Here is a 24,574-nt window from a genome sequence, read left to right as displayed (position 1 = left end):
GCGGCGGCGTCAGGGCAGAACAGGACCGCCGCGGGGTGAGTACGGGGCTTCAGGGGCACCGCCGCCGAAGGCGCGGGTCCGGGCGAGCAGGGGCGCGCGGACCCCCGCCGTGGGACCTGCGGTTCACGGGATGACGACGTAGTTGCTGAATCCGCCGTCGCTGTCCGTGGAGCGTCCCGAGATCGCCTCGTTGACCTCGGACAGCGGGAAGGGCTTGGTGATCAGGTAGGACAGGTCCAGGGCGCCGGTGGCCACCATGTCGGCGACTTCCTGGCCCTGCGCGGTGGTGAACCAGTTGGAGCCGATCAGCTGGACCTGCTCGTCCATGAGCCACTTCACGTCCACGGGCAGCCGGTCGGCCACACCGCCCACATTGATCACCTTGCCGCCGCGGCGGACGCCCTGCATGGAGTCCAGCATCGTCTCCACCGGAGCCATGGCACCCAGGGCGCTGATCACGAAGTCCGCCCCCTCGCCACCGGTGCGGGACTTCGCCCACTCGCCCGAGGAGCCCTCTCCCAGCCGCATCACCTCGATCCGGTCCGGATCCAGTTCCTTGACGCGCTTGAGGAGTTCCTCGTTGCGGCCGGTGCCGAGGACTCTGGAGACGCCCGAGGCCAGCGCGAGCAGGGTGGAGGCGACACCGAGGGTGCCGGTGATCCCGTCGATGAGCGCGACCTGGCCGGGGCCGGCCGCGGCGTGCTTGAGGGCCCCGTAGGACGTGCCGATGTAGCCGAGCTTTCCGGCCTGCTCGAACGTCATGTTGTCCGGGATGTTGACGATCGCGTGCTGCGGTGCGGTCATGTACTCCGCGAAGCCGCCGTAGGGATAGAGGTCGAAGATCCGCTGGCCGTCACGGGACGTGCTGAAGTAGCCGTTCAGGGTGAAGTAGCGGCATCGGGCGAGCTCGCCGCCGCGGCACACCTGGCAGCTGCCGCACGACCGCAGAGGGCTCACGTACACCCTGTCGCCGGGCTTGGTGTTGAGCACCGCCTCACCGACCGCCTCGACCACGCCCGCGGGGTCCAGGCCGAAGATCGCCGGCAACTTGGGCAGCGGCTGATGCGGGTACCAGGTGGGCCAGTTGTTGATCACGTTGGCCATGTTCGGCACGATCCCGCATGCCTTGACCCGCACCAGCACGTCGGTGGGCCGCGGGGTGGGCACGTCGATCGTGTCCACCTTCATCGGCTCACCGAGTGTGTGCAGCCGTGCGGCGAGCATTTTCGCCATTGAAATACTCCTTGAAATCACGTGCCATGTGTTGAGCGGCTGACGGCGCCGAGAGTTATGAATTCGGGAACGGATGGGGGTAATCGGCCTCGAGGTCGATGTCCAGCAGACCCATGATCCGGACGCCGGAGTTGTACCAGGCGATGGACAACGCGAGTTCGACCATCTGCTTCTGCGGCAGGCGGTCGGCGGCGGCACGCCATGTCTCCTCGGAGACGTCGACCTGGAGCGTGGACTCCTTGGCCAGGCGCATCACCGCCTTTTCCGTCTCGTCGAACACGTCGGCCGTTTCGAAGTCACCCACCGCTGCGATCTGCTCCTCGGTGAGCCCTGCCTTGAGCCCGTGCGAGTGGTGGTGTGCCACCTCGTACGCGGACCGGGTCACGTGACCCACCGTCAGGATCGCCAGTTCGCGGAGCGCGGGGCTGAGCTCACTGGCCCGCAGCGAGTTGGCGTAGGTCAGGAAGCCGTCCAGCTGGGTCGGCGCGTGGGCGAGGGCGAGGAAGATGTTCGCCGTCGGTATTTTGCGTTCGGCCTCGAGCCGGTCGTAGAGGGCCTTGTCCGCCTCGTCCGCGTCCTCGCGGCGCAGGTAGGGAACGCGTGCCATGGTGTCTCCTCGGGGGGCGGAGGGAGCGAAGGGGGTCAGTGGGCGTTCTGCTCGAGCAGGAACCGCTCGAGCGTCATCGGCTTCGGGAGCTCGGCCGGCGGGACCTGAGGGACACCGACGAAGGGCGACGCCTCGAAGTACCACTTCTCCACCGCCGGGAATCCCCAGCGGACGTTGGTGCTCAGCGATCCCGCGTCCCAGCGCACGGGCTCGACCTCGGTGTCGATCGTCTGGTAGTGGCTGTTGAAGACCTCCACCCGGTGGCCGTCGGGGTCGCGGAGGTAGGTGTAGAGCATCCCGCCCGGACCGTGCCGTCCCGGGCCCCGTTCCACGCCCTCGCCGTAGCCGAGGATGCCCGCCCAGTCGCAGGCGGTGAAGATGTCACGGCTCTCGGAGACGGTGTAGGCGAAGTGGTGCAGGGCCGGACCGGTGTTCTCCACGATCGCCAGGTCCAGACAGGTGCCCTTGCGGTACATGAACGCGCTCAGCAGCTTGTCGCCGTGCGCCAGGTACTCGGAGTTCCGGAAGCCGAGTTCGCCGTAGAACGCGCACAGATCGTAGGTGTTCGGCGCGAAGGTCTGGAAGTGGTCCAGCCGCTGCGCGTGGGCACCCTTGTGGTGCTCGAAGTCGATGTGCAGCCGCGGCCGCGTCTCCATGTGCGCGCAGAGTTCCAGCGGGGTACCGGCGGGGTCGCTGACGTGCAGGGTGCGTCCCTGGTACGGCATGTCGACCCATTCCGCGGGCAGCCCCCGGTCGCGGAACCAGCCGTGGGCGATGTCGAGGTCCTCGTCGAAGAAGACCCGGAAACCGATCCTCCTGGCGGCGCCCGCGCCCTCCTCGTCCAGCTCCAGTACCAGGCTGTGGTGGCAGGCCTCGGCGAGACCGCGGAGGTAGCAGGTGCGCTCGTCCTCGTCGCTGACGACGAGTCCCAGGGCGTTCACGTAGAAGTTCCGGCTCTCGGCCAGGTCGGCAACGGTGAGACGCACATGGCTGGTTCGGGTGATGTTGAAGGGCGGGCGCAGATTGACGGGTGGCAGCATGCTGGTCTCCGTGCTCCGGTCGGCTCTGGATTTCGATGACTGTAATACTTCGAGGCCGTATTACGGCTTGGTCGCGGAGGGTGCGGAATCGGCGAAAGTGAAGGCGGACCAACCGCTGAATTCCGCGGATTCGCCGAGAGCCTCCTCGATACGCAGAACCTCGTTCCACTTCGCCATTCGCTCGGAGCGCGTGAACGAGCCCACCTTCAGCTGGCCCGCGTCCCATCCCACGCTCAGATGGGCGATGGTGATGTCCTCGGTTTCCCCGGACCGGGCCGAGACGATGGTGCCGAAGCCCGCGTCCTTTCCGGCGCGCAGGGCCTGGAAGGCCTCCGTGACGGTGCCGGCCTGGTTCGGCTTGACGAGGACGGCGTTCACCGCTCCGCCCGTGGCCGCCGCCTCCACCCGCTTGGCGTTCGTGACCAGGTAGTCGTCGCCGATCACCTGGCAGTGGCGGCCGTGCCGCCGGGTGAACTCCGCCATGCCCTCGTGGTCGTCCTCACCGACCGGGTCCTCGACGGAGAGGATCGGATACTGCTCGATCCAGTCGCCCAGCATGTCGATCAGCGCCTCGGTGTCCAGCGTGCGGTCGTCCAGGGCCAGCGTGTACCGTCCGCCGCTGCCGAACTGCGAGGCCGCGACGTCCAGCGAGATGCCCGCCTGGGCCGAGGGCGCGAAGCCCGCGGTCTCGATGGCGAGGGTGAGCGTCTCCAGCGCCTCCTCGTTGGAGTCGAAGGCGGGCCAGAAGCCGCCCTCGTCGGCGACGCCCTGAGCCTTGCCCGCCTTGCGCATGAGGCTTCCGGCCGCCCGGTAGATCTCCGCCGTCCAGTCCAGGGCCTCGGAGAAGCTCCGTGCCGCGGGGCAGACCACCATGAAGTCCTGGACATCGACCCGGCGGTCCGCGTGGGCGCCGCCGCCGAAGATCTGGATCTCCGGCAGGGGGATGCGGACCGGCCGCCCGCCCGCCAGGTGCTGCCACAGCGGTACGCCCGCCGAAGCGGCGGCGGCGTGCAGGACGGCCATGGACGTGGCCACGATCGCATTGCCGCCGAGGCGGCCGCGGTCGGGGGTTCCGTCGAGGTCCACCAGGAGCCGGTCGACGGCCTCCTGGTCACCTGCGTCCCGGCCGGCGAGGGCGGGCGCGATCTCGTCGTTCACCGAACCCACCGCGCGCCGGACGTCGAGCCCGCCGAAACGGCTGCCACCGTCGCGCAGATCGAGCGCCTCTCCCCGGCCCGTCGAGGCCCCCGCCGGTGCGATGGCCCGCCCGATCGCGCCGTCCGAGAGGTGAACCTCGACCTCGACGGTCGGCCGCCCGCGTGAATCCCACACCCTGCGGCCGTGGAGCTGGGTGATCCGCGCGTCTGTCATGGCGGTGCAACCTTTCGAAGTTCGGACGATCGGGGCGATGAAAGATGCCCGTGCCTGTCATCGGTAGGCGTCTTCGCAGCCGAAGACGCACGGAAGAGTCCTCGCTGACGAACAGGCGCGGACGGCCCCTGCGGGGCGGCACCCGAAGGGTGCGGCGGCGCCGGGCGCGAGTGAGAAGGAGAGGGGCGAGGGTTGCTCGTCCACTGCGGCTCGTGTCGTGCTAACGATAGCGCAATCGTGCAAAGGGACGGTGGCTCTGTCAAGGGGTTGGGCGGCACCGATGCGGTGGTCTGGTCGCTTGCTGCATTCGCTTGGTTCGCCGGAAGGTTGATGCTATCGTTCGCACAGCCCGTGATGCTCCAGCAAGAACTCCGGCGGACCCGCGCCCTCCTGGACGGACGGACAGCACAGGCGGCGTGGGTCCGCCGGGCCGGACCCCGGCCGGCAGGAAAGCGAGCCCGACACGACATCCCGGCCCTCTGCGGCGCCCATGACCCTCACCACCGTTGTGGCCGGCACTCGCCCCGGACGTGTGGGCGGATCCGTCGCGGACTGGTTCACCGCCCGGGCCTCGGAGCACGACCAGGAGACCGCTGCCGAGCGGGTGCTCGGCGAACTCGCCCGTACCGCCGGCGTCGTGCGCCGGCTGCTCAACGGCACGTACTGACCTGCCGCCGGACATACGAAGGCGCCCGAAGCGGTGTGCTCCGGGCGCCTTCGCATGAGTGGGCAAGGGGTCGCCCATGGCTCAGTGGGACCTGGACGGAGCCCTTCCACCGGGGGGCGCCGTGCTGCCGCGCAGGACCAGCGATCCGGGGGACACCGACGTGTACGGGCCGTCGTTGCCCGGCTCGGTCTTCAGGCGACGCATCAGCCACAGTGCGCAGCCGGTGGCCATCTCCTGGATCGGCAGACCGATCGTGGTGAGCCCCGGCCCCCACCAGGAGAACCCCGGCTCGTCACCGAACCCGACCACCGACAGTTCCCCGGGCACCTTCACCCGCTGCTCGGACAGTTCCTCCAGTACTCCCCGGGTGAGCTGGATCGATCCCAGCACGAGCGCGGTGGGCGCATCCGGGCCCTTCAGCAGCCGGCGCATCGCCTGGCGGCCGTGGTCCACGGACGACGGCGGTCCCAGCTCCGTGCGCCCGGCATCCTCCGGCAGGCCGCCCTCGCGCAGAGCGCTGCGGAAGCCGCGCAGACGCTCCGCACCCGTGGGCAGCTCCGTGGGGCCGCCCATGTACGCCAGGCGGGTGTGGCCCTGGGTCACCAGGTGGGCCGTCGCCTGGCGCAGCGCCTCGTGGTCGTCCACGCCGAACCACTGGGAGCCGAGCGACGGGTGGCGGCGCAGCAGTTGCAGATGCGGCACCGTGCGCAGCAGCTTGACGGTGTCGCTGTGCGGGCGGGCGGTGGGCACGATGATGACGCCTGCGACGCGGGTCGCGGACAGTTCCCGCAGGTGGCGCAGCTCCACCATCCGGTCGTCGTCGGTCTCCGAGAGCATCAGTTGGAAGCCCTCGGCCTCCATGTTCTTGGACAGTTCGTGCGCGATGGTCGAGTAGAAGCTGTTGCGGATGTCCGGGATCACCAGCGCGACCACATTGCTGGACGCCCCGCGCATCATCCGCGCCGCGCGGTTGCCGACGTACCCCATCTCGGAGGCCGCCTGGCGGACCCGGAACTTGGTCTCCTCGCTGATGCGAGGATCGTCGGAGAGCGCCCGGCCGACCGTCGATACGGAGACTCCGAGGCGTTCGGCGATGTCCCTGGTCGTGATCAACGTAAGGGCCCCCTCGAGCTGGCTGTTCCCGCGCCGTCACTTTCTGTATGCCAACGATAGCACTTCTGTTGCGCTCCGTGGTTGGAGGAATGAGACGCAAGGTTGATCATCATCCCTGTGCTAACGTTAGCACCACTGGATGGATCGTGCAGCCGCCTGCGGCTGCCTGGTTGCGGAGGTTTCCGTGCGGATCATCAGGTATGCCGTCGGCGGCGTGCGTCATTACGGAGAACTCGTGTCCGGTGACGCCCGGATCGTGAGATGCGAGGGGGATCCCTTCACCGGGCTGTCCCCTACCGGGCACGTCGACGAAATGGGTGACGCAGTCATTCTCTCGCCGCTCGAGCGGCCCAGGATCTTCGGGTTCGCCTACAACTACGCCTCGCACGTCGACGAGACCGATCGCGAGGTTCCGGAAGTTCCCGTGTGCTTCATGAAGCCGAGCACGGCGATGATAGGCCCGGGTGACGCCATCATCTATCCGGCAGATGGTGAACTGATCCATTTCGAGGGCGAGTTGGTCGTCGTCATCGGAAAAGAAGCCCGCCATGTGAAGCCCTCCGATGCCCACGAGTACATCCTCGGCTATACGTGCGGAAATGACATCAGCGACCGCATCATCCAGCGCAGGGAAAGCGCATTCGGCACGCTTCTGATCGGGAAGGGGCAGGACACCTTCGCACCTCTCGGACCGGTCATCGAGACGGAACTCGACCCCTCGGCGCTGTCCCTGACGACCCGTGTGAACGGCGCCGTCATGCAGTCGGCGACCACGGCCGACCTGCTGCTGGCCGTTCCGGACATCGTCAGCTACCTCAGCCGCTACCTGACGCTTCTGCCCGGAGACGCGATCATGACCGGCACGCCCTCCGGTGTCGGGCCGATCCGTCCCGGAGACGAGGTCGAGGTGGAGATCGAGGGCATCGGCGTCCTGCGCAACCCGGTCGTGGCCGAGAATCTCTGACCGCGGACGCTCGCCGGACGGCCACGCACGGGGCCTGCTCACCGTTCAGCGGTGGGCAGGCCCCGTGGAATGTCGGTGGTGCGTCACTGCGTCCTGCGGGTGGTACGCCCCGTGGCGCACCGGGCCGGCCCGGTGCGCCACGGGGCGTACCACCCGCAGGCGGGCTCGCTACCGGACCGCGTTGTTGAACTGCGAGGTGCGGACGAAGGCCAGGGCGGCGACACCCAGCAGGGGCAGGACCGTGACCTGCAGCAGCCCGGCCCGGCTCCAGCCGAAGGAGTCCACCAGGGCGGCGAAGAGCAGGCCCGAGAACGCCGCCGGTCCGTAGTAGCTGGTGACGAAGAGACCGGAGGCGCGTCCGATCTGCCCGGGACGAACGGCCCGCTGCATCGCGCTGTTGGTGTTGGGGTAGATGACGCCCAGGCCGAAGGCGCCCATGAGGAAGGCGAACACACACTGCACGCCGACTCCGGCATGCGTCTCGTAGATGCACACGCTGATGACCGAGACGGCCAGCAGGCTCAGGATCAGCAGGGCGCGCTGGTTCACGCGGTCGCCGAGCCAGCCGCCGACAACCGCCGTCATGCCACCGAAGCCGAGGAAGCTCATGGCCAGTGCGGCCTGCTCGGCGCTGTAGTGCAGCGAGGTGATGAGGAACGTCGGGTAGAGGCCGAGGAACCCGTAGATGGCCACACCGCTGATGACCGAGTGGACGGCCAGGGCGAGGGTGTTGCGGTTGTAGGCGGAGGCGGACATGTGCTCGTAGGTCCTGGTCGAGACGACCTTCTCGACGGACGTCTCGGTCAGACCGGTTTTCACGAGGAACAGGGAGACGGCGGCGATCAGCAGCCCGGCCGTGCCGAACAGGTAGAAGGGCGAGTGCCAGGTGCCGTGCAGGCTCATGAGCCGGACGCCGATGAGCGGGGCGATGAACACGCCGATCGAGTAGCCCATGCCGATGACGCCGAAGGCGAGGCCGCGCCGGTGGGCGAAGAAGGCGCCGATCGCCGCGAAGATGGCGGCGGACTGCATGCCCTCCCCGAAGCCGGAGACGACCCGGTACAGGGTCATGTCGGCGAAACCGGTCGCCAGCGGCGTGGCCATCGTGCCCAGGGAGTAGATGACGATGCTGACCAGCAGCACCGTCTTGCGGCGGAAGCGGTCCAGGAGGTACCCCGCGGGAAGTCCGGCCAGGGCCATGCCGAGGGTGAAGTTCGTCGCCAGCAGTCCGCCCTGCTCCAGGGAGAATCCGTACTCCTCACGGATGTTGGGCAGCAGGGGAGGGAAGACCTGGCGGTCCATCGCGTTGACCATGTAGGACAGGACCACCAGCAGGAAGCCCACCCCGATCATGAGGCGGGAAATCGGGGGTCGGTTGCTTTCCTGCGTTACGCCGGCGGGCGCCGCACTGGTGTCGACTTGCGCTGCGTGAGTCATAGCGGCTCCTGAGGAGGAATGGGCCACGGCGGGCCGCGGCGGATCCATCGCCGTGCGGGGCCGTACGGCGATGACGAGAAGCGGTGAGCTGAACACGGACTCGAGTCGGCGACGGCGATGCGGTCGTCGACTGGTGGAATGGGGGCGAAGGGCTGCCGCGCGGTCGGACGCCGCATGCGGAATTCAGCCGTATACCGCCCGTCGGGACGTCCGTGGCTATGGCGTCTTCGACAGCCGGACTTCGTGTGGACACTTGTCGGTCACACGGTCGGCACTGGCAGAAACCATGAAAGGGGAGTCCCTGGCGCGTCAAGAGGTGAACCGTGGATTTCTTCGGCGGGCCACGTTTTCCCCGTGGTGGCGGGGTTTCTCTGCTCTGCGGGGTGCTGTCGGCGGGTGCCGGTGATCAGGTGTAGGTCGCACTCTTGACGTGTCGAGGGCTGTGAATGCTATCGTTAGCATCGCGTGGCTGTGACAGAGTGATTCGACGTGCCTTGGCATCCCGTGACCCGTTCCAGGGGCGTACCGCGACGCCTGCCCCGACCACAAGTCGGTGAGCGCCTGCGACACCCGACCCGAGCCCAGCGACCCCCTCTTCCCACCCGTGGTGGCCGTCGGCCCATCGGACATGCCGTCGGCCGCCCTTCCGGGTGGCGATCAAACCCGCTCACCGGACGCGACCGGGCGCGACGCCCGGCCGTCCGCTGCGGCCGCACGATTCTGCGAGGACGACCTGCCATGAAACCACCGAGCCGCCCAGGCACCGTGCTGCTCACCGACTACGCCTGGCCCGACGACTCCGTCGAGCGATCGGTCATCGAGGAGGCCGGCCACACCCTCGTGACCGGCCCCGCGGAGCCCGCCTCCGCCGAGGCGATCGAGGAACTGGTGGCCGAGCACCGGCCGGCCGGGATCCTGACCTGCTGGGCCCCCGTCTCCGCCACCGCGATCGGCACCGCGCCGGATCTGCGGATCGTGGCCAGGCTCGGCGTCGGCCTCGACAACATCGCCGTGGACACCGCCACCGAGCGCGGCGTGTGGGTCACCAACGTGCCGGACTACTGCGTCGAGGAGGTCTCGGACCACGCCGTCGGCATGGTGCTGGCCTGGACGCGGGGGCTGGCCGTGTCCGACCGAGAGGTCCGCGCGGGCCGGTGGAACCCCGCCGGCGCCCGGCTGCGCCGACTGTCGACGCTGACCTGCGGCGTCGTCGGATACGGACGCATCGGACGCGCGACGGCGCGCAAGCTCGGCGCGTTCGGCTGCCGGATCCTGGCCCACGACCCGCACCCGCCGAAGGACACCCCCGGAGTGGAGATGGTGGGCCTGGAGGAGCTGCTGCGCCACAGCCACGTGGTGATCCTGCACGTGCCGCTCACGCCCGGCACGCACCACATCATCGGCGCCGAGCAGCTGGCGCTGATGCCACCGGGCGGCCTGCTGGTCAACGTCAGCAGGGGCGGCCTGGTGGACACCGACTCGGTCGTCAAGGCGCTGGACAGCGGCCACCTCGACGGAGCCGCCTTCGACGTACTGGAGACCGAACCACACGTCCCCGCCGCGCTGCTGGACCAGCCGGGCGCTCTCCTCACCCCGCACATCGCCTTCTCCTCCGACGCCTCGGTCACGGAACTGCGCCGCCGAGCCGCCGAGGAGGTCGTACGCATCCTGGCGGGCGGGACACCGGCCCATGCCTGCAACCGCCCCCGCGGCCTCACCGCCGGGCCGGGTGAGCGGGCATGAGCCCCACCTCCGCGCAGGTGAGCCCAGGTCCCGTGCCCGACACCCCACTGGCCGACTTCCTGATCGCCCACAAGCTCGCCGGACCCGGCGAAGCCACCCGCTGGACCCCGCTGGCCGGCGGCGTCTCGTCCGACCTGTGGCGAGTGGACCTGCCGGGACGCTCCCTCTGCGTCAAACGCGCCCTGGCCCGGCTGAAGGTCGCCGCCGACTGGCAGGCACCGGTGTCGCGCAACGCCTACGAATGGGCGTGGATGCGGTTCGCGTCCCGGCACCGCCCGGACAGCGTGCCGGAGCTGCTCGCCCACGACCCCGAAGCCGGCCTCTTCGCGATGGCGTACCTGCCCGCCGAGCGGTACCCCGTGTGGAAAGCCCAACTGCTGGACGGCGAGGTGGAGCCCGCGACCGCGGCGGCCGTCGGAGAGCTGCTCGGCACCCTGCACGCCGCGAGCGCGGGCGACACCGCCCTCGCCGCGGAGTTCGCCACCGACGACAACTTCCACGCGCTGCGCATCGACCCGTACCTGCTGGCCACCGCGGCAGCGCACCCCGGTCTGCGCGACATCCTCCAGGGCCTCGCCGACCGCACGGCCGGCACACACCTGGCCCTGGTGCACGGTGACGTGAGCCCCAAGAACATCCTCGTCGGCCCGTCGGGGCCCGTGCTGCTGGACGCCGAGTGCGCCTGGTACGGGGATCCGGCCTTCGACCTGGCCTTCTGCGTCAACCATCTGCTCCTCAAGAGCCTGGTGGTGCCGGGACGCCGAGCCGGACTCCTGCGGTCCGCCCGGACGCTGGCCGAGGAGTACGTCCGGTGCGTCGACTGGGAGCCCCGGCCGGCCCTCGAGGCGCGGGCCGCGTCTCTGCTGCCGGCGCTGCTGCTCGCGCGCGTGGACGGCAAGTCCCCGGTGGAGTACCTCACGGACGACCGGCACCGGCTGTTCGTCCGCACGGCGGCATCGGCCCTGCTCCGGGCACCCGCCCCCACGGTGGCGGACGTCCTGGAGGCCTGGGCGGCCGCGCTCGAGGGCCCGACCGGGCCCGGCAGTGACCTGCCCGACCGCCCCCACCGATTCGACGGATCCGGCTGAGGAGACATGCATGCGCAGAGTGGTCACGGGCCATGACGAGAACGGCAGGTCGGTCGTCGTCAGCGACGGCCCCGTGCCGCGCAGCCGGGAGTTCACCAGCCTGCCGGGCTGGGTGTCCCGCCTGCCATGGGCCACCGAACCCGGCGAGCGGGTCAGCCGGACGGGGGAGGACCCCACGCCGAAGGTCACCAGCCTGCTCCCGGCGCCCGGCGGCACGCGGTTCATCGTCCTGACCTTCCCACCGGACTCCGCGATGGCCGACCCGGCGTTCGACCCCGTCGCCTTCGACCGGGAGCAGCGGGCCGACTCGCCCGGCATCGCGGACCTCATGGAGCCCGACGGCATGCACACGACGCCGACCGTGGACTACGGCATTGTGCTCCAGGGCGAGATCGTCCTCGAACTCGACGACGGCCACCGCACCCACCTCTCGGCAGGGGACCTCGTGATCCAGAACGGCACCCGCCACGGCTGGCGCAACCGCAGCGACCGACCGGTCACGGTGGCCTTCGTCCTCGTCGGTGCGGAACGCGACGTCTGACGGGGCAGGCTCGGGCACCGACGCTGAATCCGGCCGCGGCCGCGGGAAGGATTCCCGCCGAGGCTTACCGCTACCGGGCGCGCACGAGCGTGCCCGGTTCGCTGCCCAGGTCGTACATCTGCCACATCAGGAGACCCCCGTCGTCGGACGGCTCGATGACCGTGCTGCCGTTCGCCCCTCGCTCGCAGGCGTCGGCGCCCTCACTGTCGTCGTCGAGGCTGAGCTGTGCGGGGCCGTAGGCGAGACCGTCGTTGATGGTGCCGAGAGTCTGGACGTACTCGCAGCCGGCCCAGCCGCCGGTGGTGATGATCTGGCCGCCGGCCGGGCCCTGGTCGATGGTGAGGAACTCGCCGGTGCGGTTGTTCTCCAGGTCGATGAACTCCCACTTGCCCAGGTACTCCTCGGGGATCGGCGCCTGACCGCTCGGGGCCCGGTCGAGTTCCAGGCTGGTGTCGCCGCCGGTCCACTCGACCCTGTCCGCAGACCGCAGCGTCACCGTCTGCCCGGACGGGGGCGCCCCGCACTCCTCCTGGTTCTCGCCCTCGACCGTCTGCTCGTCGACCCAACTCGCCTCGCCCAGCGTGATCGAGTCGCCGTCGACGGAGCGGAGGGAACTGCGGGCCTCGCACAGGGAGAAGTAGCCGAGCCGTGTGTAGGTCGCGAGCGGCTGCCCCCGTGTCCCCGCCTTCAACTCGATCCGTACGCGCGGTCTGCGGGTCATCCCGTCAGCGGTCTTCACCTGAGCCTCCCAGGCCCCCACCAGCGACTCCGGCATCCGCACCGTGACGGCGGACTTCGAGGCGGAGGGGGCGGCCGACGGGGAAGCGGTGGCCGAGCCCGAGGCCGAGGGCGAGGCCGACGTGGACGGGGAAGCCGAACTGGTCCCCGACGCCGTGCCGGTGGGCCCCTCCGCCCCCGGCCGCTCGTCGCCGCCGGAGCCCCCGCCCGGCCGCAGCACGACGATCACGACCGCCGCCGCGAGCATCGCCAGCACGGCACCGAGGACGGCGAGGCGCCGCCGCGGCCTGGAGGGCTGGGCCTCGTCGTCGGTCGCGGCCTCGGGCTTGGACCGCGGCCCGGGCGGCCCGGTGCCGGAGCCGGGCCTGCGCTCGTCCTGGGCCTTGCGCTCGGCCTCGTCCTGGGCCGACGGCGTGGGCGCACTCCCGGCCTGGGCATCAGGCCGGGACTCGGCGTCGGGCCGTGACTCGGCATCGGGCTGGGACTCGGCGTCGGGCCCGGACCCTGCGGTGGACCCGGACCCTGCGGTGGACCCGGCCTCGCCCCCGAGCGGGTCCGGTGGCTGGGGGGTGTCGACGACCGTGGACTCCGGTCCGTCGGTGTCCAGCAGACGTAACGCGTGACTGCCGAGGTCGGCGAGCAGTTCGGCGGGCAGCCAGGCCGCCTCGGAGGCGTCGGACGTACGCGTACGCTCGACGAGCTCGGCCACACCGGGGCGGTCGCCCGGTTCCTTGGCCAGGCAGTCGCGTACGAGCCCGACGAGGTCCTCGGACAGGTCGCTCAGGTCGGGGTCGTCCTGGGCGATGCGGTACATCAGGGCGTGCAGGCCGATCTCGGAGCTGCCGAAGGGCATACGGCCTGTCGCCGCGTAGGTGAGCACGGAGCCGAGGGCGAAGACGTCGGAGGCCGTCGTGACACGCTCGCCCCGGACCTGCTCCGGCGACATGAACCGGGGCGACCCGATCAGCACGCCGGTCTGGGTGAGTCCACCGCCGGTGACGGTGTCCAGGGCGCGGGCGATGCCGAAGTCGATGACCCGTGGGCCGTCGACCGTGAGCAGGATGTTGGAGGGTTTGAGGTCGCGGTGCACGAGCCCCGCGTCGTGGACCGAGGTCAGCGCGAGAGCGAGCCGGTGGGCGAGGGCCGTTACGGACGCGGGCGGCAACGGCCCGTACCCCTCGGCCACGACCGACTCCAACGAGGGCCCGGCCACGTACGCGGTCGCCACCCACGGCACCTCGGCGTCGGTGTCGGCGTCCAGCACTGCCGCGGTCCACTCCCCGCCGACCTTCCGCGCGGCCCGAACCTCCCGCGCGAACCGCTCGCGGAACTCGCTCTGCCGCGCCAGCTCCCCCTGCACCAACTTGACCGCCACGATCCGCCCACCCGGCGCCCGCCCGAGATAGACCCGCCCCATCCCCCCGGCTCCGAGCCGGCCAAGCAGCCGGTACCCGCCTATGTATGACGGATCATCAGGGGACAGTGGACGCATGGCACCGGATCTTCGCACACCACCACGCCGGACACAGCAGCATCGACGGGACCGGCGGGGTCGGCGCGGGGCATGTCGTCATCGGCAACCGGCAGGGCGTGAAGTGCGACCACGACTCCGCATGCGGCAGGCTTGGCAACAACGACTGATTCCGGGGCCTCGTGAAGAGCCGGGTCTCGCGCCTTTGCTGCGAGGCCCGCTCCTCAGCCCTCGTCGACGACGACCCGCACCGACGACGTCAGGACCGCTCCCGTCTCGTCACACAAAACCGTCGTCTCGGTTCCGTCCAGCGCCGCCGCGAGGCCGAGGCCACCCACGGCGGCCGTGGCGAGCGGACCCACGCTCCTTGCCGAGAACGTCAGCTGAGGTAGTCGGCGACGAGGGTGGCGAATTCGTCCGGGGCGGCCAGCCGGATGCCGAGGGCTTCGGCCTTGGTGCGCTTGGATCCGGCGCCTTCTCCGGCGACGACCAGGTGCGTCTTCTTGGAGACGCTGGAGGAGGAGCGGCCGCCGGCGCGTTCGATGAGCTCGTTCATCTGGTTGCGGCTGAGCATCTCCAAGGGCCCGGTCATCCCGCCGGTGACCACCACCGTCATCCCGGCCAGCGGACCGTCCGCCCGTTCCGCGGCCACGGTGGTGCTGTCGGCGTCGGTGTCCGCCGTGGTGGGCGGGGTGGCGCCGGGCTCGGTCATGTTGACCCCGGCCGCGGCGAGTTTGTCGATGAGCGGGGCGAGTTCGGCGAGCTCGGCGACGATGGACGGGGCCTTCTCGGTGCCGATGCCCTCGACCTGCTGCATGGTTTCGGCGTCGGCGGCGCGGATGTCGTCCATGGTGGCGAAGTACCGGGCGATGCGGCGGGACATGGAGCGGCCGGTGCCGCGGACGCCGAGTGCGCACAGTACCCGTGACAGCGGCCGGCTCTTGGCTGTGGCGATCGCGGCGAGGAGGTTGTCGGTGCTGGTCTCGCTCATGCGCTCCAGGCCGAGGAGCTGGTCGCGGGTGAGGGTGAACAGGTCGGCGAGATCCGCGACCAGGCCGGCTTCGACGAGCTGGACGACGCGGGTGTGGCCGAGGCCTTCGATGTCGAGCTGGTCGCGGCCGGCGGCGTAGGAGAGGGACGCGACGAGGTGGCAGTTGCGGCCGTTCGAGCAGCGCCAGCGCTGCTCGCTGGTGTCGATGTCGGAGCCGCACCGCGGGCAGGCCTCGGGGAAGGCGATGGGCTGCTCGGTGCCGGTGCGCAGGTGGGCGACGGGAGCTTCGATGCGGGGGATGACGTCGCCGGCCCGGTGGACCATGACGTGGTCGCCCAGGCGCAGGTCGCGGCGGGTGATGTCGGCCGGGTTGTGGAGGGTGGCGTAGGTGATGGTGGAACCGTCGATCTCGACCGGTTCCAGCACGGCGCGGGGGGCGATGATGCCGGTGCGGCCCACGTTCCACTCCACCTCCAGCAGTCGGGTGATCTTCTCGACTGCGGGCAGCTTGTAGGCGATCGCCCAGCGCGGTGCGCGTGAACCCGATCCGGCGGCCTGCTGGTCGGCGGCGAAGTCGGCCTTGATGACGATCCCGTCGATCCCGAACGGCAGCCCCGGCCGCAGGGCGGCGATCTCCTGCACACGGGCCAGGACCTCCTCCACGGTGTGGGCGGTGATGCCGGGCACCGCGGTCTCGGCGGTCGTGTTCACCCCGAGCGCGGCGGCCTGGGCCATCAGGTCGCTGTGCGCGCTCTCACCCAGCCGGGCGGCGAGCGCGGTTTCGGTGTCGGCGAGGGGCAGCAGGCCGTAGCCGAAGAACGTCATGGGGACGGTGTACGCGCGCTCCTTGGCCCGCAGGGTGCCCGCAGCGGCGTTGCGCGGGTTCGCGAACGGCTGCCCGCCGTGCGCGGTACGTACCTCGTTGGCGTGCTCGAACTGGGCGGTGGTCATCAGGACTTCGCCGCGCACCTCCACCGTGACCGGTTCGGCCAGCTGCTCGGGCAGGCCCTCGATCGTGCTGATGGCGTGCGAGACGTCCTCCCCGGCCGTCCCGTCGCCCCGCGTGATCAGCCTGGTGAGACGGCCGTGAAGGTAACGGGCCGCGACCGCGAGACCGTCCAGCTTCGGCTCGACACTGAACCGGGTGACGTCGTGGCCGACGCGCCGGGCCAGCGAGGCCGTCCATGCGGTGAACTCCTCCGGCGAGAACACGTTGTCCAGGCTCAGCATCGCCACCGTGTGCGGGACATCGCCTTCGACGGCGCCGCCGGCGACCTTCCCGGTCGGAGAGTCGGGCAGCACCTGGTCGGGGTGATCGGCCTCCCAGGCGGCGATGCCTCTGATGAGTCGGTCGTAGGCGTCGTCGTCGAGCGGTGAGGTGCCGCCCGCGTAGTAGGCGGCCGACGCTTTCACCGCGTCCTCGACAGCTTGGGCGTAGGCGGAGGCATCCAGGATCACAGCTGCAGGTGTGGTCATGTCCGCCATCCTGCCTGCCACCACTGACAACGCCCCGGGCGCGCCGCCAGGGGCTACCGGGACGGGCCTTTTCCCGATCACCTCGGCCCGTACGGGCCACTTCCGTACCGCCGGGGTCCGCGAGCGGCGGGGAGCCGCGGGCGTGCCCCGCATATGTGAGGAGCCGGCGTCGCCGGGCGCAGCAGCGCAGGTACCTACGGGATCCTTGAGTACGGGGACGCATGACGGTGACTCCTGAGCGGCCGTAGCGTGCGGCCATGGCGAGAAACTTCAGTCGGTCCGGGCGCCGTCCCGTGCGCAGGTATGTGGGCCTCGGTCTCAGTGTCGGTGTGGGCGCCGTCCTCGTGGCGAAGTTCGGGCCCGTGCCCGTCTCCTCCACCGCCCGGCTGTGGGAGCAACTGGCCGCGAGAGCCTACGCGGTGGACCCGCAGCGGCTACTGCCGCACCACAACCCGCCGGGACAGGCCGCCGCTGTGTACCGCTCGTCGACGGTGTGGTGCAGGAACCGAGTGCGGCGGGTCGAGGCCGTGGCCGGCCGGGCGCGTCAAGCGCTGCGCGGGCAGGGCCCTTCGGGACACCACGGTGCGGTTAGAGACCCGGCGGCGTAGCTGCGGCCCCCCATGACGACGTCACCTGGGGCCTGTCCGGGCCATCATGTGCCCGGCAGAATGGCGAGGTTGCCGCGCTGACTGGGGGAGGGGCACGACGTGGCCACGAGGGCCGTTGAATGATGTCTGGAGCAGAGTCCTGATGAAGAAGCCCTGTCGGCAGCCTTACTGGTATCGCCTGCGCATTCGTACAGCCGCTGAGCCGTGGGCTGGGTGGAAGGGACTGGGCGGACCGGAGTTCAGGCAGGTTCCGCACGGTGCGTTGAGGGACTCGTCCCTGGAAGCGTGGGCCACCGCCTTCCTGCAGGAGGCCCGGAGCGAACTCGACGACCTACGCGGTGACCTGCTGATCGAGTGCTATGACCGGCCGGCCCCAGGTGTCGGCACCGAACCTGTGCACTCCGCCCAGGTGCCGCTGGGACCTGGGCAGCCGCTCATATGACTGCCGCCGAGCTGTACGAGGGCACCGGCGTCCAGGCCGTCCATCCCGACCAGCAGGCCGATCCGGCCCGGTACTCGCCGGGGTCTGCTCCTGTCGACCTCGCTGATGCGGACCTGGGTCTCCAGGGCGCGGAGCGTGCGGCCCGAGCGATGCTGCATCGACGAGCCGACAGCCCGCGCCCGTCGGCACAGCCCGGGCGCGGGCCGTGATCCGACTGGACAGGGCAGGTGCGCCCTGTGCGCCGGATCAGTGCCGCCTCAGAACAGCCCGCGATACGTCTGCCAGCCGGAGGCGAGGGTGTAGGTGGCGCTGAAAGTGCCGTCGCCCCAGCCCTTGTTCCGCAGCAGCTTGCCGTCGGTGGTCCGGGAGACGAGGTCGGGGAAACCGTCGCCGGTCACATCGCCGACGGCGATGATCGCGTTGCGGCCGGCGCCCCAGTCCCGGAATACCAGCGCCCGCGGCTTGAAGCCGCCCGTGCCGTTGCCGTCGTAGCGCCACAGCTCGCCGCCGGCGTCCCGCGCGATGAGGTCGCCGATGCCGTCGCCGGTCACGTCGGCGGCGCCGACGATGGTGTAGCCCTTCCATCCGGTGCCGACGCGCACACCCGCGTCCAGACGGCCACTGGGGTTGGACTTGTACAGGTAGAGGTAGCCGGTCGCGGCCTGGCGGGCCAGCAGGTCCGGGCGGTGGTCACCGGTGAAGTCGTCGGCGGCGACGACGGCGTCGAAGCCGCTCCAGCCCGAGCCGATCCACGCGCCCTCGGCATCAGGCAGGAAGACGCCGGTGCAGCCGCCGGAGTACCGGTAGAGCTTGCCGTCGGTGGTCTTGGTGAGCATGTCGGAGCAGCCGTCGCCGGTCATGTCGCCGATGGGGAGGAAGCGGGTGCCCGGGTTCCAGCCCGACCAGCCGCGGGAGGTGGTCAGCCTGCCGCCGGAGAACCGGTGGACCTCGAGCAGGCCGCCGCTGGTCATCGTGTACAGCTCGCCGTAGCCGTCGGTGTCGGCGTCACGGAAGGCGGACCCCCCGCCGGAAAGCCAGAAGCTCCCGGGCGGGAGGGTGCGGACAGCGCCACCGTCGCCCGGGTCCACGGTCATGGTCCAGTGGTAGCGGCCGCTCACCGCCTTCTCGCCCGCGTCGTCCTTGCCGTCCCAGGCGGCGCGGACGGCGGCGCCTTCGTGGGAGCTGCCGGTGAGGGTGCGGACGGTGGTGCCGTACGCGTCCTTGAGGGTGAGCTTCCAGGAGGCGGGAGGGCGGGTGAACCGCCAGGTGCCCTCCCACAGGGGGTCGCTCGCCGTGCGCAGGTCCACTGTGGAGTCCGCGCGCCAGTCGAACAGGCTGATCGGCGACCGCGGCACCGTCACCGGCCGGATGTGGATCATCCGCTCGCCGTCGACGTAGGCCACATGGCCGCCGTACCGGTCGACGGTCAGCATGCCGATCCACGACTCCTCGGGGACCGAGAAGAAGGGGGTGGTGGTGGCCGGGTGGCCCCCGCCGAGGTGGAAGTCGGTGAGCGTCACCGTCCGCCCGTCCTCGGACTGCTGAACCAGATAGCCGTCGCCGACCTTGGCGGGCAGCGCACCGGGGACGGGGATGTTCCTGCCGGTGCCGTGGTCCCATACCCCGGCTTTGTCCGACGCGGAGCAGCGCCAGTACAGCCACCGCCCGACCGCCTGCAGGTCGTCGGGGACGCAGCCGGAGCCGAGCGTCACGTTCGCCGAGTTCGCCTTGCTGACCAGGTCGTACGAGTTGACCGTGCCGGCGGTGCTGCCCGGCTTCCAGATCTTCGTGCCCCAGATGGACACCGCGGTGACCGACCGGGTGTGGACCTGCCCCGGCCAGGGCACGCCCGGGTCGAAGGAGCCGATGCGCTGCACGCCCTCGTCGTTGATCGCAACGTACGAACCGCCGGCCGCCACCACACGGTCCGGGGACTCCCAGTCGAACGGGCCGAGCCCGAGGTCGCCCTGGGGCGCCCCGCCGCCGAGGGCCTCCTGGCCCCCGAACGGCGTCATGAAAGCGACCCGGCCGTCGCCGAGCGCCCACAGCGTGGAGTAGAACCCGCTGCACGTGTACTCCGCGGGGTCGACGCCCTCGCACGGGTAGTTCGTCCAGACGTGGGAGGCCGCGAGCTTCCGGGGCCCCGGCTGCGGGGTGCCGACGGCCGGGAGGTCGAACTCCCACAGCCCGCGATCCGGCTCGGGGTCCGCCGTTCCCAGCACGCTGAGCTTCCCGCCGCCCAGCGCGAGGGTCTCGATATGAGCCTTCAGGTCGCCCCTGGTGCCGAGCGGGAACACTATCTCGTCCTCGGCCACTCGCGGCGCACCCGGCGAGGCCGCCGCGGGCGCCGGGGAGAGACCGAGACCGCCGACCGCCAGCGCGACGGCGGTCCCGATCGTGAGCGAGGTGCGACTGATCGTGCGGATGGTCATGGCAGCCCCCTGGTGGACGAGGAGTCCCGTCGTCGTCTTGGAAGCTATGACCCTCAGTACTCCCCGCGGGTTGTACGGAACTGAATGATCGTCAGGACAGCGGATGACTGTGCTCGACAGGGTGACTCCCGCTCGGCAGAAAAGTGCGGCGGTGAAGCAGGCGGACGCGGCGTTGCGGGCGGGTGTGCGGCGTGCCGGAAGCGGGGGCCTCAGGGCCGCTGGGGGCGGGGTCGTGCGGGGCTTCGGCGGGCTCCCGGCCGCATTCCGGCCGCGGTCCGCGGGACTTCGTCGCCTTCCTCGACGCGCAGTCGGGGGCGCCCGTTCACCCGGACGTCATCGGCTTCGAGCGGGAGGACCAGCGGATGGCGGGGACGGTGGAGGCGGCCCTCCGGTGGTGCGACTCCCCCGGGGAACGGGTCCGGAGCTTCGCCAACAGCCGGCCCACCCGCGAAGACGGCGCGCACGTGGCGGGCTTGCGCGACGGGGTGGCGGCCGCGGTCAACGCGTACGTGCGGGAGCGGCAGCTGCTGACGGCAGCGGACCCTGATCTCGCCGCCGACCGGATCGGCGAGGGCCTGACGGCGGTCGTGTCGGTGAAGCTGGACCGTCCCGAGTTCCTCGGAGCCACGCACGGCGTGCTGGGCGGCGCCGCAGTACGTGGCTGCGTCGCGGAGGCCGTGCGGGAACATCTCAGCAGGTGGTTCGAGGAACAGCCGGAGCGAGCCGAAGCCGCCGTCGGCCGGATCCTCCAAGGTGCCCCCCCGGGACTGAGCAGCAGCAGACCGCTCCCGCCGGTGCCTCGGTCCCGCGCCGCGGCAAGGCCTTGTACGACCTCATCCGGGCGAAGCGCGGCCCGCCACGTCGGTCACGCGGACCTCCTCCGCGAAGCCATCGACGGTGCCGTCGGCGAGTAACCCGTCCCCTGGCCGCCATGTGGCCTTGATGCCGACCGGGTCGTCGGCCGGGGTGCGCTCGCCGCTATGGTGGGGCCAAGCGGACAGCAGTCCGCTACCGGGTAATGGGGCGGATGGCTGACCGGCCGACAGTCGGTGGGCAAGGGGTGCCGCTCATGGGCCCTGCGAGGAGGGCGAGTGGAGCCGAAGAAGGGCGCGCCTCAGCGCTCGGACGCGCAGCGCAATCGCGAGCGCATCCTGGAGGTGGCGCTGGCCGAGCTGACGCGTGCGCAGGACGTTCCACTGAGCGTGATCGCCAAGAAGGCGGGGGTCGGGCAGGGCACGTTCTACCGCAACTTCCCCAGCCGCGAGGCGCTCGTCCTGGAGGTCCACCGCCACGAGGTGCGGCAGCTCACCGACAGTGCGGCCGAGCTGCTTCAGACGCGGGACCCCGCCCGGGCCCTGCGTGAGTGGATGGACCGCCTCGCCCAGTTCGCCATGGCCAAGACCGGTCTGGCCGACGCTCTGCGTCAGGCCACCAGCGCGACGGGGAGCCCCGAGAGGCCCGGATACTCGCTGGTGGTCGCCGCCATCGAACTTCTGCTCGGCGCCAATCACGAAGCCGGCACCATCCGCCCGGGCGTGACCGCCGACGACTTCATCCTCGCCATCGCCGGCATCTGGCAGATCGACCCGAACGGTGACTGGCGGCCCCAGGCCACCCGGCTCCTCGACCTCGTCATGGACGGCCTGCGCGCGGGGGCTCCCGGGCGGCCGTGAGCCGCCCCTGACGCGGTGCGGCATCGAGCGGGCCACGTCGGCCACTTGCCGGGGGCCGGGCGATGTCCGTGTGGGCGAAGCAACTTCCCTGGATTCCACGCCGCCTTGATCTCGAGCTCTTGGGGCGCGCTTCGGCGTCTGATGGCCCATGTTCCGGGACCTGGAGACCCGTCCGCCTTGCTAAGCGGACAGCTGTCCGCTACGTTTCCGGGTAGTGGACAACTGTCCGTTTCGGTCTGTCGTCGCCGCGTGTCGCGACCCCGGTCGCGACCGGCGTTTCCCGCACTCCGCCTCCATCCCGGACGGAAGGTCCCCCTGCCATGAAACTGCTCATCCTGGGCGCCACCGGTCCTACCGGCCGCCATGTCGTCGACCTGGCCCTGCGGGCCGGTGACTCGGTCACGGCCTTCGTGCGCAATCCGGCGGCCCTGGGCGACCTGGCGGACCGGGTCACGCTGTTCACCGGGGATGCCACGTCGCCCCGCGACGTCTCCGCCGCGGCGGTCGGACAGGAGGCCGTCGTCTCGGCCCTCGGTGTGGGCACTTCCGTGCGCGCTGGCGACCTCTTCACGCGCGCGTCGACGGCCGTGATCGGTGCGGCCGGGGAAGCGGGGGTGTCCCGACTGGTGTGGCTGTCGTCGTTCGGTGTCGGCCACACCTTCGACTGGTCGAGCGGCCCGCAGAAGCTGATCTACCGGACACTGCTGCGGTCGGTCTACGCGGACAAGGCGATCGCGGACGAGCGCATCCGCTCCAGCGCTCTGGACTGGACCGTGGTCTACCCGACCCGTCTGACCCACGGCCCCGCCAAGGGCACGTTCAGTGCCGACGACCGTCTGCCCATGAAGGGCAACCCGACCATCAGCCGGGCGGACGTGGCCGCCTTCATGCACCGGGCGACCCGCAGTGGCGAGTGGATCCACCGCAGCCCCGTGATCACCGACTGACGCGTCATGGCGTCCGGCCGGTGAGCGGGTTGTGTGAGGACTGAAGGGGGTGCCGACGAGTGCCGGGTCCTCGGTGTCGGACCGCGCGACCCGGCCCCGTCGTCGTGTCAGGCGGCGACCTTCAGTGCGGCCGCCTTGCCCTTGGTGACGGCGTCCTCGTGCGCCCTGGCCTTCGAGGCCTCGGCGAGCGGGATCAGCTCGGCCATGGCGGGGTTGGAGTGGGCCAGGGTGAGCTCGGGGACGATGAAGTCGACCTCCATGCCGAGCATGTCGCCGAGGACCGCCTGCAGGTAGTTCTGCACGTACTCGTAGCCCTCGCGGGGGGTGCCGGGGGCGTAGGAACCGCCGCGGCTGGCGACGACGTAGACCGGGGTGCCCTTGGTCTGTGACTCCTCGGTCCCGGCGGTGCGGCCCATGAGGATCACCTGGTCGAGCCAGGTCTTCAGCGTGGACGGAACCGTGAAGTTGAGCATCGGGGCGCCGATGAGCACGACGTCCGCGCTTTCCAGCTGCTCGATCAGCTCCAGCCGCGGCGCGAAGGCCGCCGCCTGCTCGGGGGTGTGGTCGGCCGGGTCGGTGAATCCTGCGGACGCGGTGAGGGCGTCCAGGTGCGGCACCGGGTCGGCGTCGAGGTCCCGGTAGATCACGGTGCCGTCGGGGTGCTGGTCCTCCCATGCCTGGCGGAAGGCCGCTGTGACGGACCGGGAGGCGGAGGCGGACTCGGGGAAGAGGGACGAGTCGAGGTGCAGCAGCGTTGCCATGAGGAATCTCCAAAGGGACGGGAACGGCACGAGTGACGTGCGGCAAGGCGCTGCCGTTCCGTGTGTACCTATTGATAGCACAGCTGCTTACTTTTTCTCACCTGCGATAGAGGTTGCAGTACACTCCAGGTATGGAGGAAGCGGTCACTGAGCCCTGCAAGACGGTGGACGGCGCGATGGCGCGGGTCTTCGCGCTGCTGGGAAAGCGCTGGACCGGTCTGATCGTGGCCGTGCTGATGGAGCGCCCGGTGCACTTCTCCGACCTTCGCCGCGCCATCCCGGGTATCAGCGAGCGCATGCTGTCGGACCGGCTGACCGAGCTGGGTGCGGCGGGGCTCGTCCTGCGTGAGGTGGACGAGGGCCCGCCGCTGCGTGTCTCGTACCGGCTGACCGACGCCGGCGCGGCCCTGGAGCCGGCGCTGAGGGAGCTGCAGGGGTGGGCGGAGCAGCATCTTCCGGAGGCGCGGGGCGTCTCGCTGCCGTGCCCCGGTGGGACGACTGCCGTGTCCGGGAGGTAGGTCCCCCCGCTCGGCGCGCACCCTCGTCAGCCGGTGGAGGCCACCAGGATGCCGAGGGCCTGCACGTTCATCATCGGCTTCCGTGGGCCTGACGTCCCCCTGGCGTTCCCTGGAGGTCGGGGAACAGGGCGCGGGTGCGGTCGGGGTCGGGGGAGACGAAGACACCCTCCGCTGTGACCACGGCGACGGACGGATCCTCCTCCGTGCTGATCGAGCCGTCCACGGAGATCTTGCGGCCCTCGGTGCCGGTGACGCGGGCGAAGACCCGCAAGGGTGTCTCCAGGGGGACGGGCCGGTGGTAGCGCACCTGCAGGGAGACCGTCATGCCGGGGCTTCCGGCCGCGGCGCAGGCCCAGCCCATCAGTTCGTCCAGCAGCATGGCGCTCATGCCACCGTGCCCGTAGCCGGGCGGGCCTTCGTGGGCGATGCCGAGGGTGCAGCGGCCGACGACACCATCGCCGTCCGGCGTCACCCGCATGGGCGGGGACAGGGGGCTGCCGGCTCCGGTGACGGGGCTGTACATCCGTACCCCTCCGGGGAACTCGTCCACGGCCGGGATCTCCGCTCGGGCGCGCCGTCGGCCGGTCAACTGCCCGGTGAGCCGGCGGACGCCGTCCGTCACGCGGTGCAGGACGTCGGTCGGGGTCGCGGTGCGCACGGTGGCGTCCACCAGGGCCCGGAGCTCGTGGCCGAGTGCGGCGATCGCCGCCCGC

The 24,574-nt window shown here is 70.8% G+C and carries 24 protein-coding genes; 12 read left to right on the top strand and 12 right to left on the bottom strand.

Going from position 1 to position 24,574, the window contains the following annotated elements:
* Nucleotides 1-123 precede the first annotated feature (123 nt).
* The 4 genes from IE263_RS30815 to eno are packed head-to-tail and all read right to left on the bottom strand — an operon-like array spanning nt 124 to nt 4,251.
* Nucleotides 124-1,233 (bottom strand): alcohol dehydrogenase catalytic domain-containing protein, encoded by a 1,110-nt coding sequence (locus IE263_RS30815; protein WP_189941108.1) that lies wholly within the window; start codon nt 1,231-1,233, stop codon nt 124-126.
* Between the two features lie 55 nt (nt 1,234-1,288).
* Nucleotides 1,289-1,840 carry a carboxymuconolactone decarboxylase family protein gene (locus IE263_RS30810; protein ID WP_189941107.1) on the bottom strand — a complete coding sequence of 184 codons (552 nt, stop codon included), beginning with the start codon at nt 1,838-1,840 and terminating at the stop codon, nt 1,289-1,291.
* Between the two features lie 35 nt (nt 1,841-1,875).
* Nucleotides 1,876-2,880: a VOC family protein gene (locus tag IE263_RS30805; protein WP_189941106.1), complete on the bottom strand. Its 1,005-nt coding sequence runs from the start codon at nt 2,878-2,880 to the stop codon at nt 1,876-1,878.
* Between the two features lie 60 nt (nt 2,881-2,940).
* Entirely contained in the window at nt 2,941-4,251 is a 1,311-nt protein-coding gene (gene eno / locus IE263_RS30800) for a phosphopyruvate hydratase (protein ID WP_189941105.1), read from the bottom strand.
* A 490-nt stretch (nt 4,252-4,741) separates the two neighbouring features.
* On the opposite strand from eno, the gene IE263_RS30795 reads away from it, so the two are divergent.
* Nucleotides 4,742-4,918: a hypothetical protein gene (locus IE263_RS30795; RefSeq protein WP_189941104.1), complete on the top strand. Its 177-nt coding sequence runs from the start codon at nt 4,742-4,744 to the stop codon at nt 4,916-4,918.
* Nucleotides 4,919-4,999: 81 nt separating this feature from the next.
* On the opposite strand, the gene IE263_RS30790 is transcribed toward IE263_RS30795, so the two are convergent.
* Nucleotides 5,000-6,031, bottom strand: coding sequence for a LacI family DNA-binding transcriptional regulator (locus IE263_RS30790; protein WP_189941103.1), 1,032 nt, complete (start codon nt 6,029-6,031; stop codon nt 5,000-5,002).
* 139 nt (nt 6,032-6,170) lie between these two features.
* Between IE263_RS30790 and IE263_RS30785 the strand changes: the two genes are divergently transcribed.
* Nucleotides 6,171-6,995, top strand: a complete 825-nt coding sequence (locus tag IE263_RS30785; RefSeq protein ID WP_229911259.1) for a fumarylacetoacetate hydrolase family protein — start codon at nt 6,171-6,173, stop codon at nt 6,993-6,995.
* Nucleotides 6,996-7,163: 168 nt separating this feature from the next.
* Here the strand turns inward: IE263_RS30785 and IE263_RS30780 are convergent, their stop codons facing one another.
* Nucleotides 7,164-8,348 carry an MFS transporter gene (locus IE263_RS30780; RefSeq protein WP_229911258.1) on the bottom strand — a complete coding sequence of 395 codons (1,185 nt, stop codon included), beginning with the start codon at nt 8,346-8,348 and terminating at the stop codon, nt 7,164-7,166.
* A gap of 822 nt (nt 8,349-9,170) precedes the next feature.
* Between IE263_RS30780 and IE263_RS30775 the strand changes: the two genes are divergently transcribed.
* Genes IE263_RS30775 through IE263_RS30765 form a run of 3 tightly spaced genes read left to right on the top strand, consistent with a single transcriptional unit; the run spans nt 9,171 to nt 11,804 of the window.
* Nucleotides 9,171-10,175 carry a C-terminal binding protein gene (locus IE263_RS30775; protein ID WP_189941101.1) on the top strand — a complete coding sequence of 335 codons (1,005 nt, stop codon included), beginning with the start codon at nt 9,171-9,173 and terminating at the stop codon, nt 10,173-10,175.
* A complete protein-coding gene (locus IE263_RS30770; RefSeq protein WP_189941100.1) occupies nt 10,172-11,263 on the top strand; it encodes a phosphotransferase family protein in 1,092 nt (363 codons plus the stop codon). Before IE263_RS30775 ends, IE263_RS30770 begins: the two co-directional genes overlap by 4 nt.
* A gap of 10 nt (nt 11,264-11,273) precedes the next feature.
* The gene (locus IE263_RS30765; RefSeq protein ID WP_189941099.1) at nt 11,274-11,804 is read left to right on the top strand and encodes a cupin domain-containing protein; all 531 of its coding nucleotides are present in this window, start codon (nt 11,274-11,276) and stop codon (nt 11,802-11,804) included.
* Between the two features lie 70 nt (nt 11,805-11,874).
* Here the strand turns inward: IE263_RS30765 and IE263_RS48895 are convergent, their stop codons facing one another.
* Nucleotides 11,875-14,034: a serine/threonine protein kinase gene (locus tag IE263_RS48895; RefSeq protein WP_444545103.1), complete on the bottom strand. Its 2,160-nt coding sequence runs from the start codon at nt 14,032-14,034 to the stop codon at nt 11,875-11,877.
* Here IE263_RS48895 and IE263_RS30755 point away from each other — a divergent pair.
* Nucleotides 14,004-14,183 carry a hypothetical protein gene (locus IE263_RS30755; RefSeq protein WP_189941159.1) on the top strand — a complete coding sequence of 60 codons (180 nt, stop codon included), beginning with the start codon at nt 14,004-14,006 and terminating at the stop codon, nt 14,181-14,183. The two genes, IE263_RS48895 and IE263_RS30755, sit on opposite strands and share 31 nt — an antisense overlap.
* A 54-nt stretch (nt 14,184-14,237) precedes the next feature.
* Here IE263_RS30755 and IE263_RS30750 read toward each other — a convergent pair whose 3' ends face one another.
* Both IE263_RS30750 and ligA read right to left on the bottom strand, forming a co-directional pair.
* A complete protein-coding gene (locus IE263_RS30750; protein ID WP_189941098.1) occupies nt 14,238-14,375 on the bottom strand; it encodes a hypothetical protein in 138 nt (45 codons plus the stop codon).
* A gap of 17 nt (nt 14,376-14,392) precedes the next feature.
* A complete protein-coding gene (ligA, locus tag IE263_RS30745; RefSeq protein ID WP_229911256.1) occupies nt 14,393-16,480 on the bottom strand; it encodes an NAD-dependent DNA ligase LigA in 2,088 nt (695 codons plus the stop codon).
* 257 nt (nt 16,481-16,737) lie between these two features.
* On the opposite strand from ligA, the gene IE263_RS30740 reads away from it, so the two are divergent.
* Complete coding sequence (locus IE263_RS30740) at nt 16,738-17,088, top strand: hypothetical protein (protein WP_189941096.1); 351 nt, start codon at nt 16,738-16,740, stop codon at nt 17,086-17,088.
* Between the two features lie 438 nt (nt 17,089-17,526).
* On the top strand, nt 17,527-17,739 hold the full coding sequence (locus IE263_RS30735) for a hypothetical protein (protein WP_189941095.1): 213 nt from the start codon (nt 17,527-17,529) through the stop codon (nt 17,737-17,739).
* Nucleotides 17,740-17,787: 48 nt separating this feature from the next.
* On the opposite strand, the gene IE263_RS30730 is transcribed toward IE263_RS30735, so the two are convergent.
* Entirely contained in the window at nt 17,788-19,962 is a 2,175-nt protein-coding gene (locus tag IE263_RS30730; protein ID WP_189941094.1) for an FG-GAP-like repeat-containing protein, read from the bottom strand.
* 191 nt (nt 19,963-20,153) lie between these two features.
* Between IE263_RS30730 and IE263_RS30725 the strand changes: the two genes are divergently transcribed.
* From IE263_RS30725 to IE263_RS30715, 3 genes are all read left to right on the top strand, one after another.
* Nucleotides 20,154-20,876: a DUF664 domain-containing protein gene (locus tag IE263_RS30725; RefSeq protein ID WP_229911255.1), complete on the top strand. Its 723-nt coding sequence runs from the start codon at nt 20,154-20,156 to the stop codon at nt 20,874-20,876.
* 177 nt (nt 20,877-21,053) lie between these two features.
* On the top strand, nt 21,054-21,635 hold the full coding sequence (locus IE263_RS30720) for a TetR/AcrR family transcriptional regulator (protein WP_189941092.1): 582 nt from the start codon (nt 21,054-21,056) through the stop codon (nt 21,633-21,635).
* A 320-nt stretch (nt 21,636-21,955) separates the two neighbouring features.
* Nucleotides 21,956-22,582 (top strand): NAD(P)-dependent oxidoreductase, encoded by a 627-nt coding sequence (locus tag IE263_RS30715; RefSeq protein WP_189941091.1) that lies wholly within the window; start codon nt 21,956-21,958, stop codon nt 22,580-22,582.
* Between the two features lie 107 nt (nt 22,583-22,689).
* On the opposite strand, the gene IE263_RS30710 is transcribed toward IE263_RS30715, so the two are convergent.
* Complete coding sequence (locus tag IE263_RS30710) at nt 22,690-23,343, bottom strand: FMN-dependent NADH-azoreductase (protein WP_189941090.1); 654 nt, start codon at nt 23,341-23,343, stop codon at nt 22,690-22,692.
* Nucleotides 23,344-23,474: 131 nt separating this feature from the next.
* Here IE263_RS30710 and IE263_RS30705 point away from each other — a divergent pair, with 131 nt between their 5' ends.
* Nucleotides 23,475-23,861 (top strand): winged helix-turn-helix transcriptional regulator, encoded by a 387-nt coding sequence (locus IE263_RS30705; RefSeq protein WP_229911254.1) that lies wholly within the window; start codon nt 23,475-23,477, stop codon nt 23,859-23,861.
* Nucleotides 23,862-23,931: 70 nt separating this feature from the next.
* On the opposite strand, the gene IE263_RS30700 is transcribed toward IE263_RS30705, so the two are convergent.
* The gene (locus IE263_RS30700; protein ID WP_229911253.1) at nt 23,932-24,519 is read right to left on the bottom strand and encodes a PaaI family thioesterase; all 588 of its coding nucleotides are present in this window, start codon (nt 24,517-24,519) and stop codon (nt 23,932-23,934) included.
* Nucleotides 24,520-24,574: the final 55 nt, after the last annotated feature.

This window comes from Streptomyces aurantiogriseus (genome assembly GCF_014649375.1).
GTDB lineage: Bacteria > Actinomycetota > Actinomycetes > Streptomycetales > Streptomycetaceae > Streptomyces > Streptomyces aurantiogriseus.
This window is presented reverse-complemented; position numbering and strand designations above follow the sequence as displayed.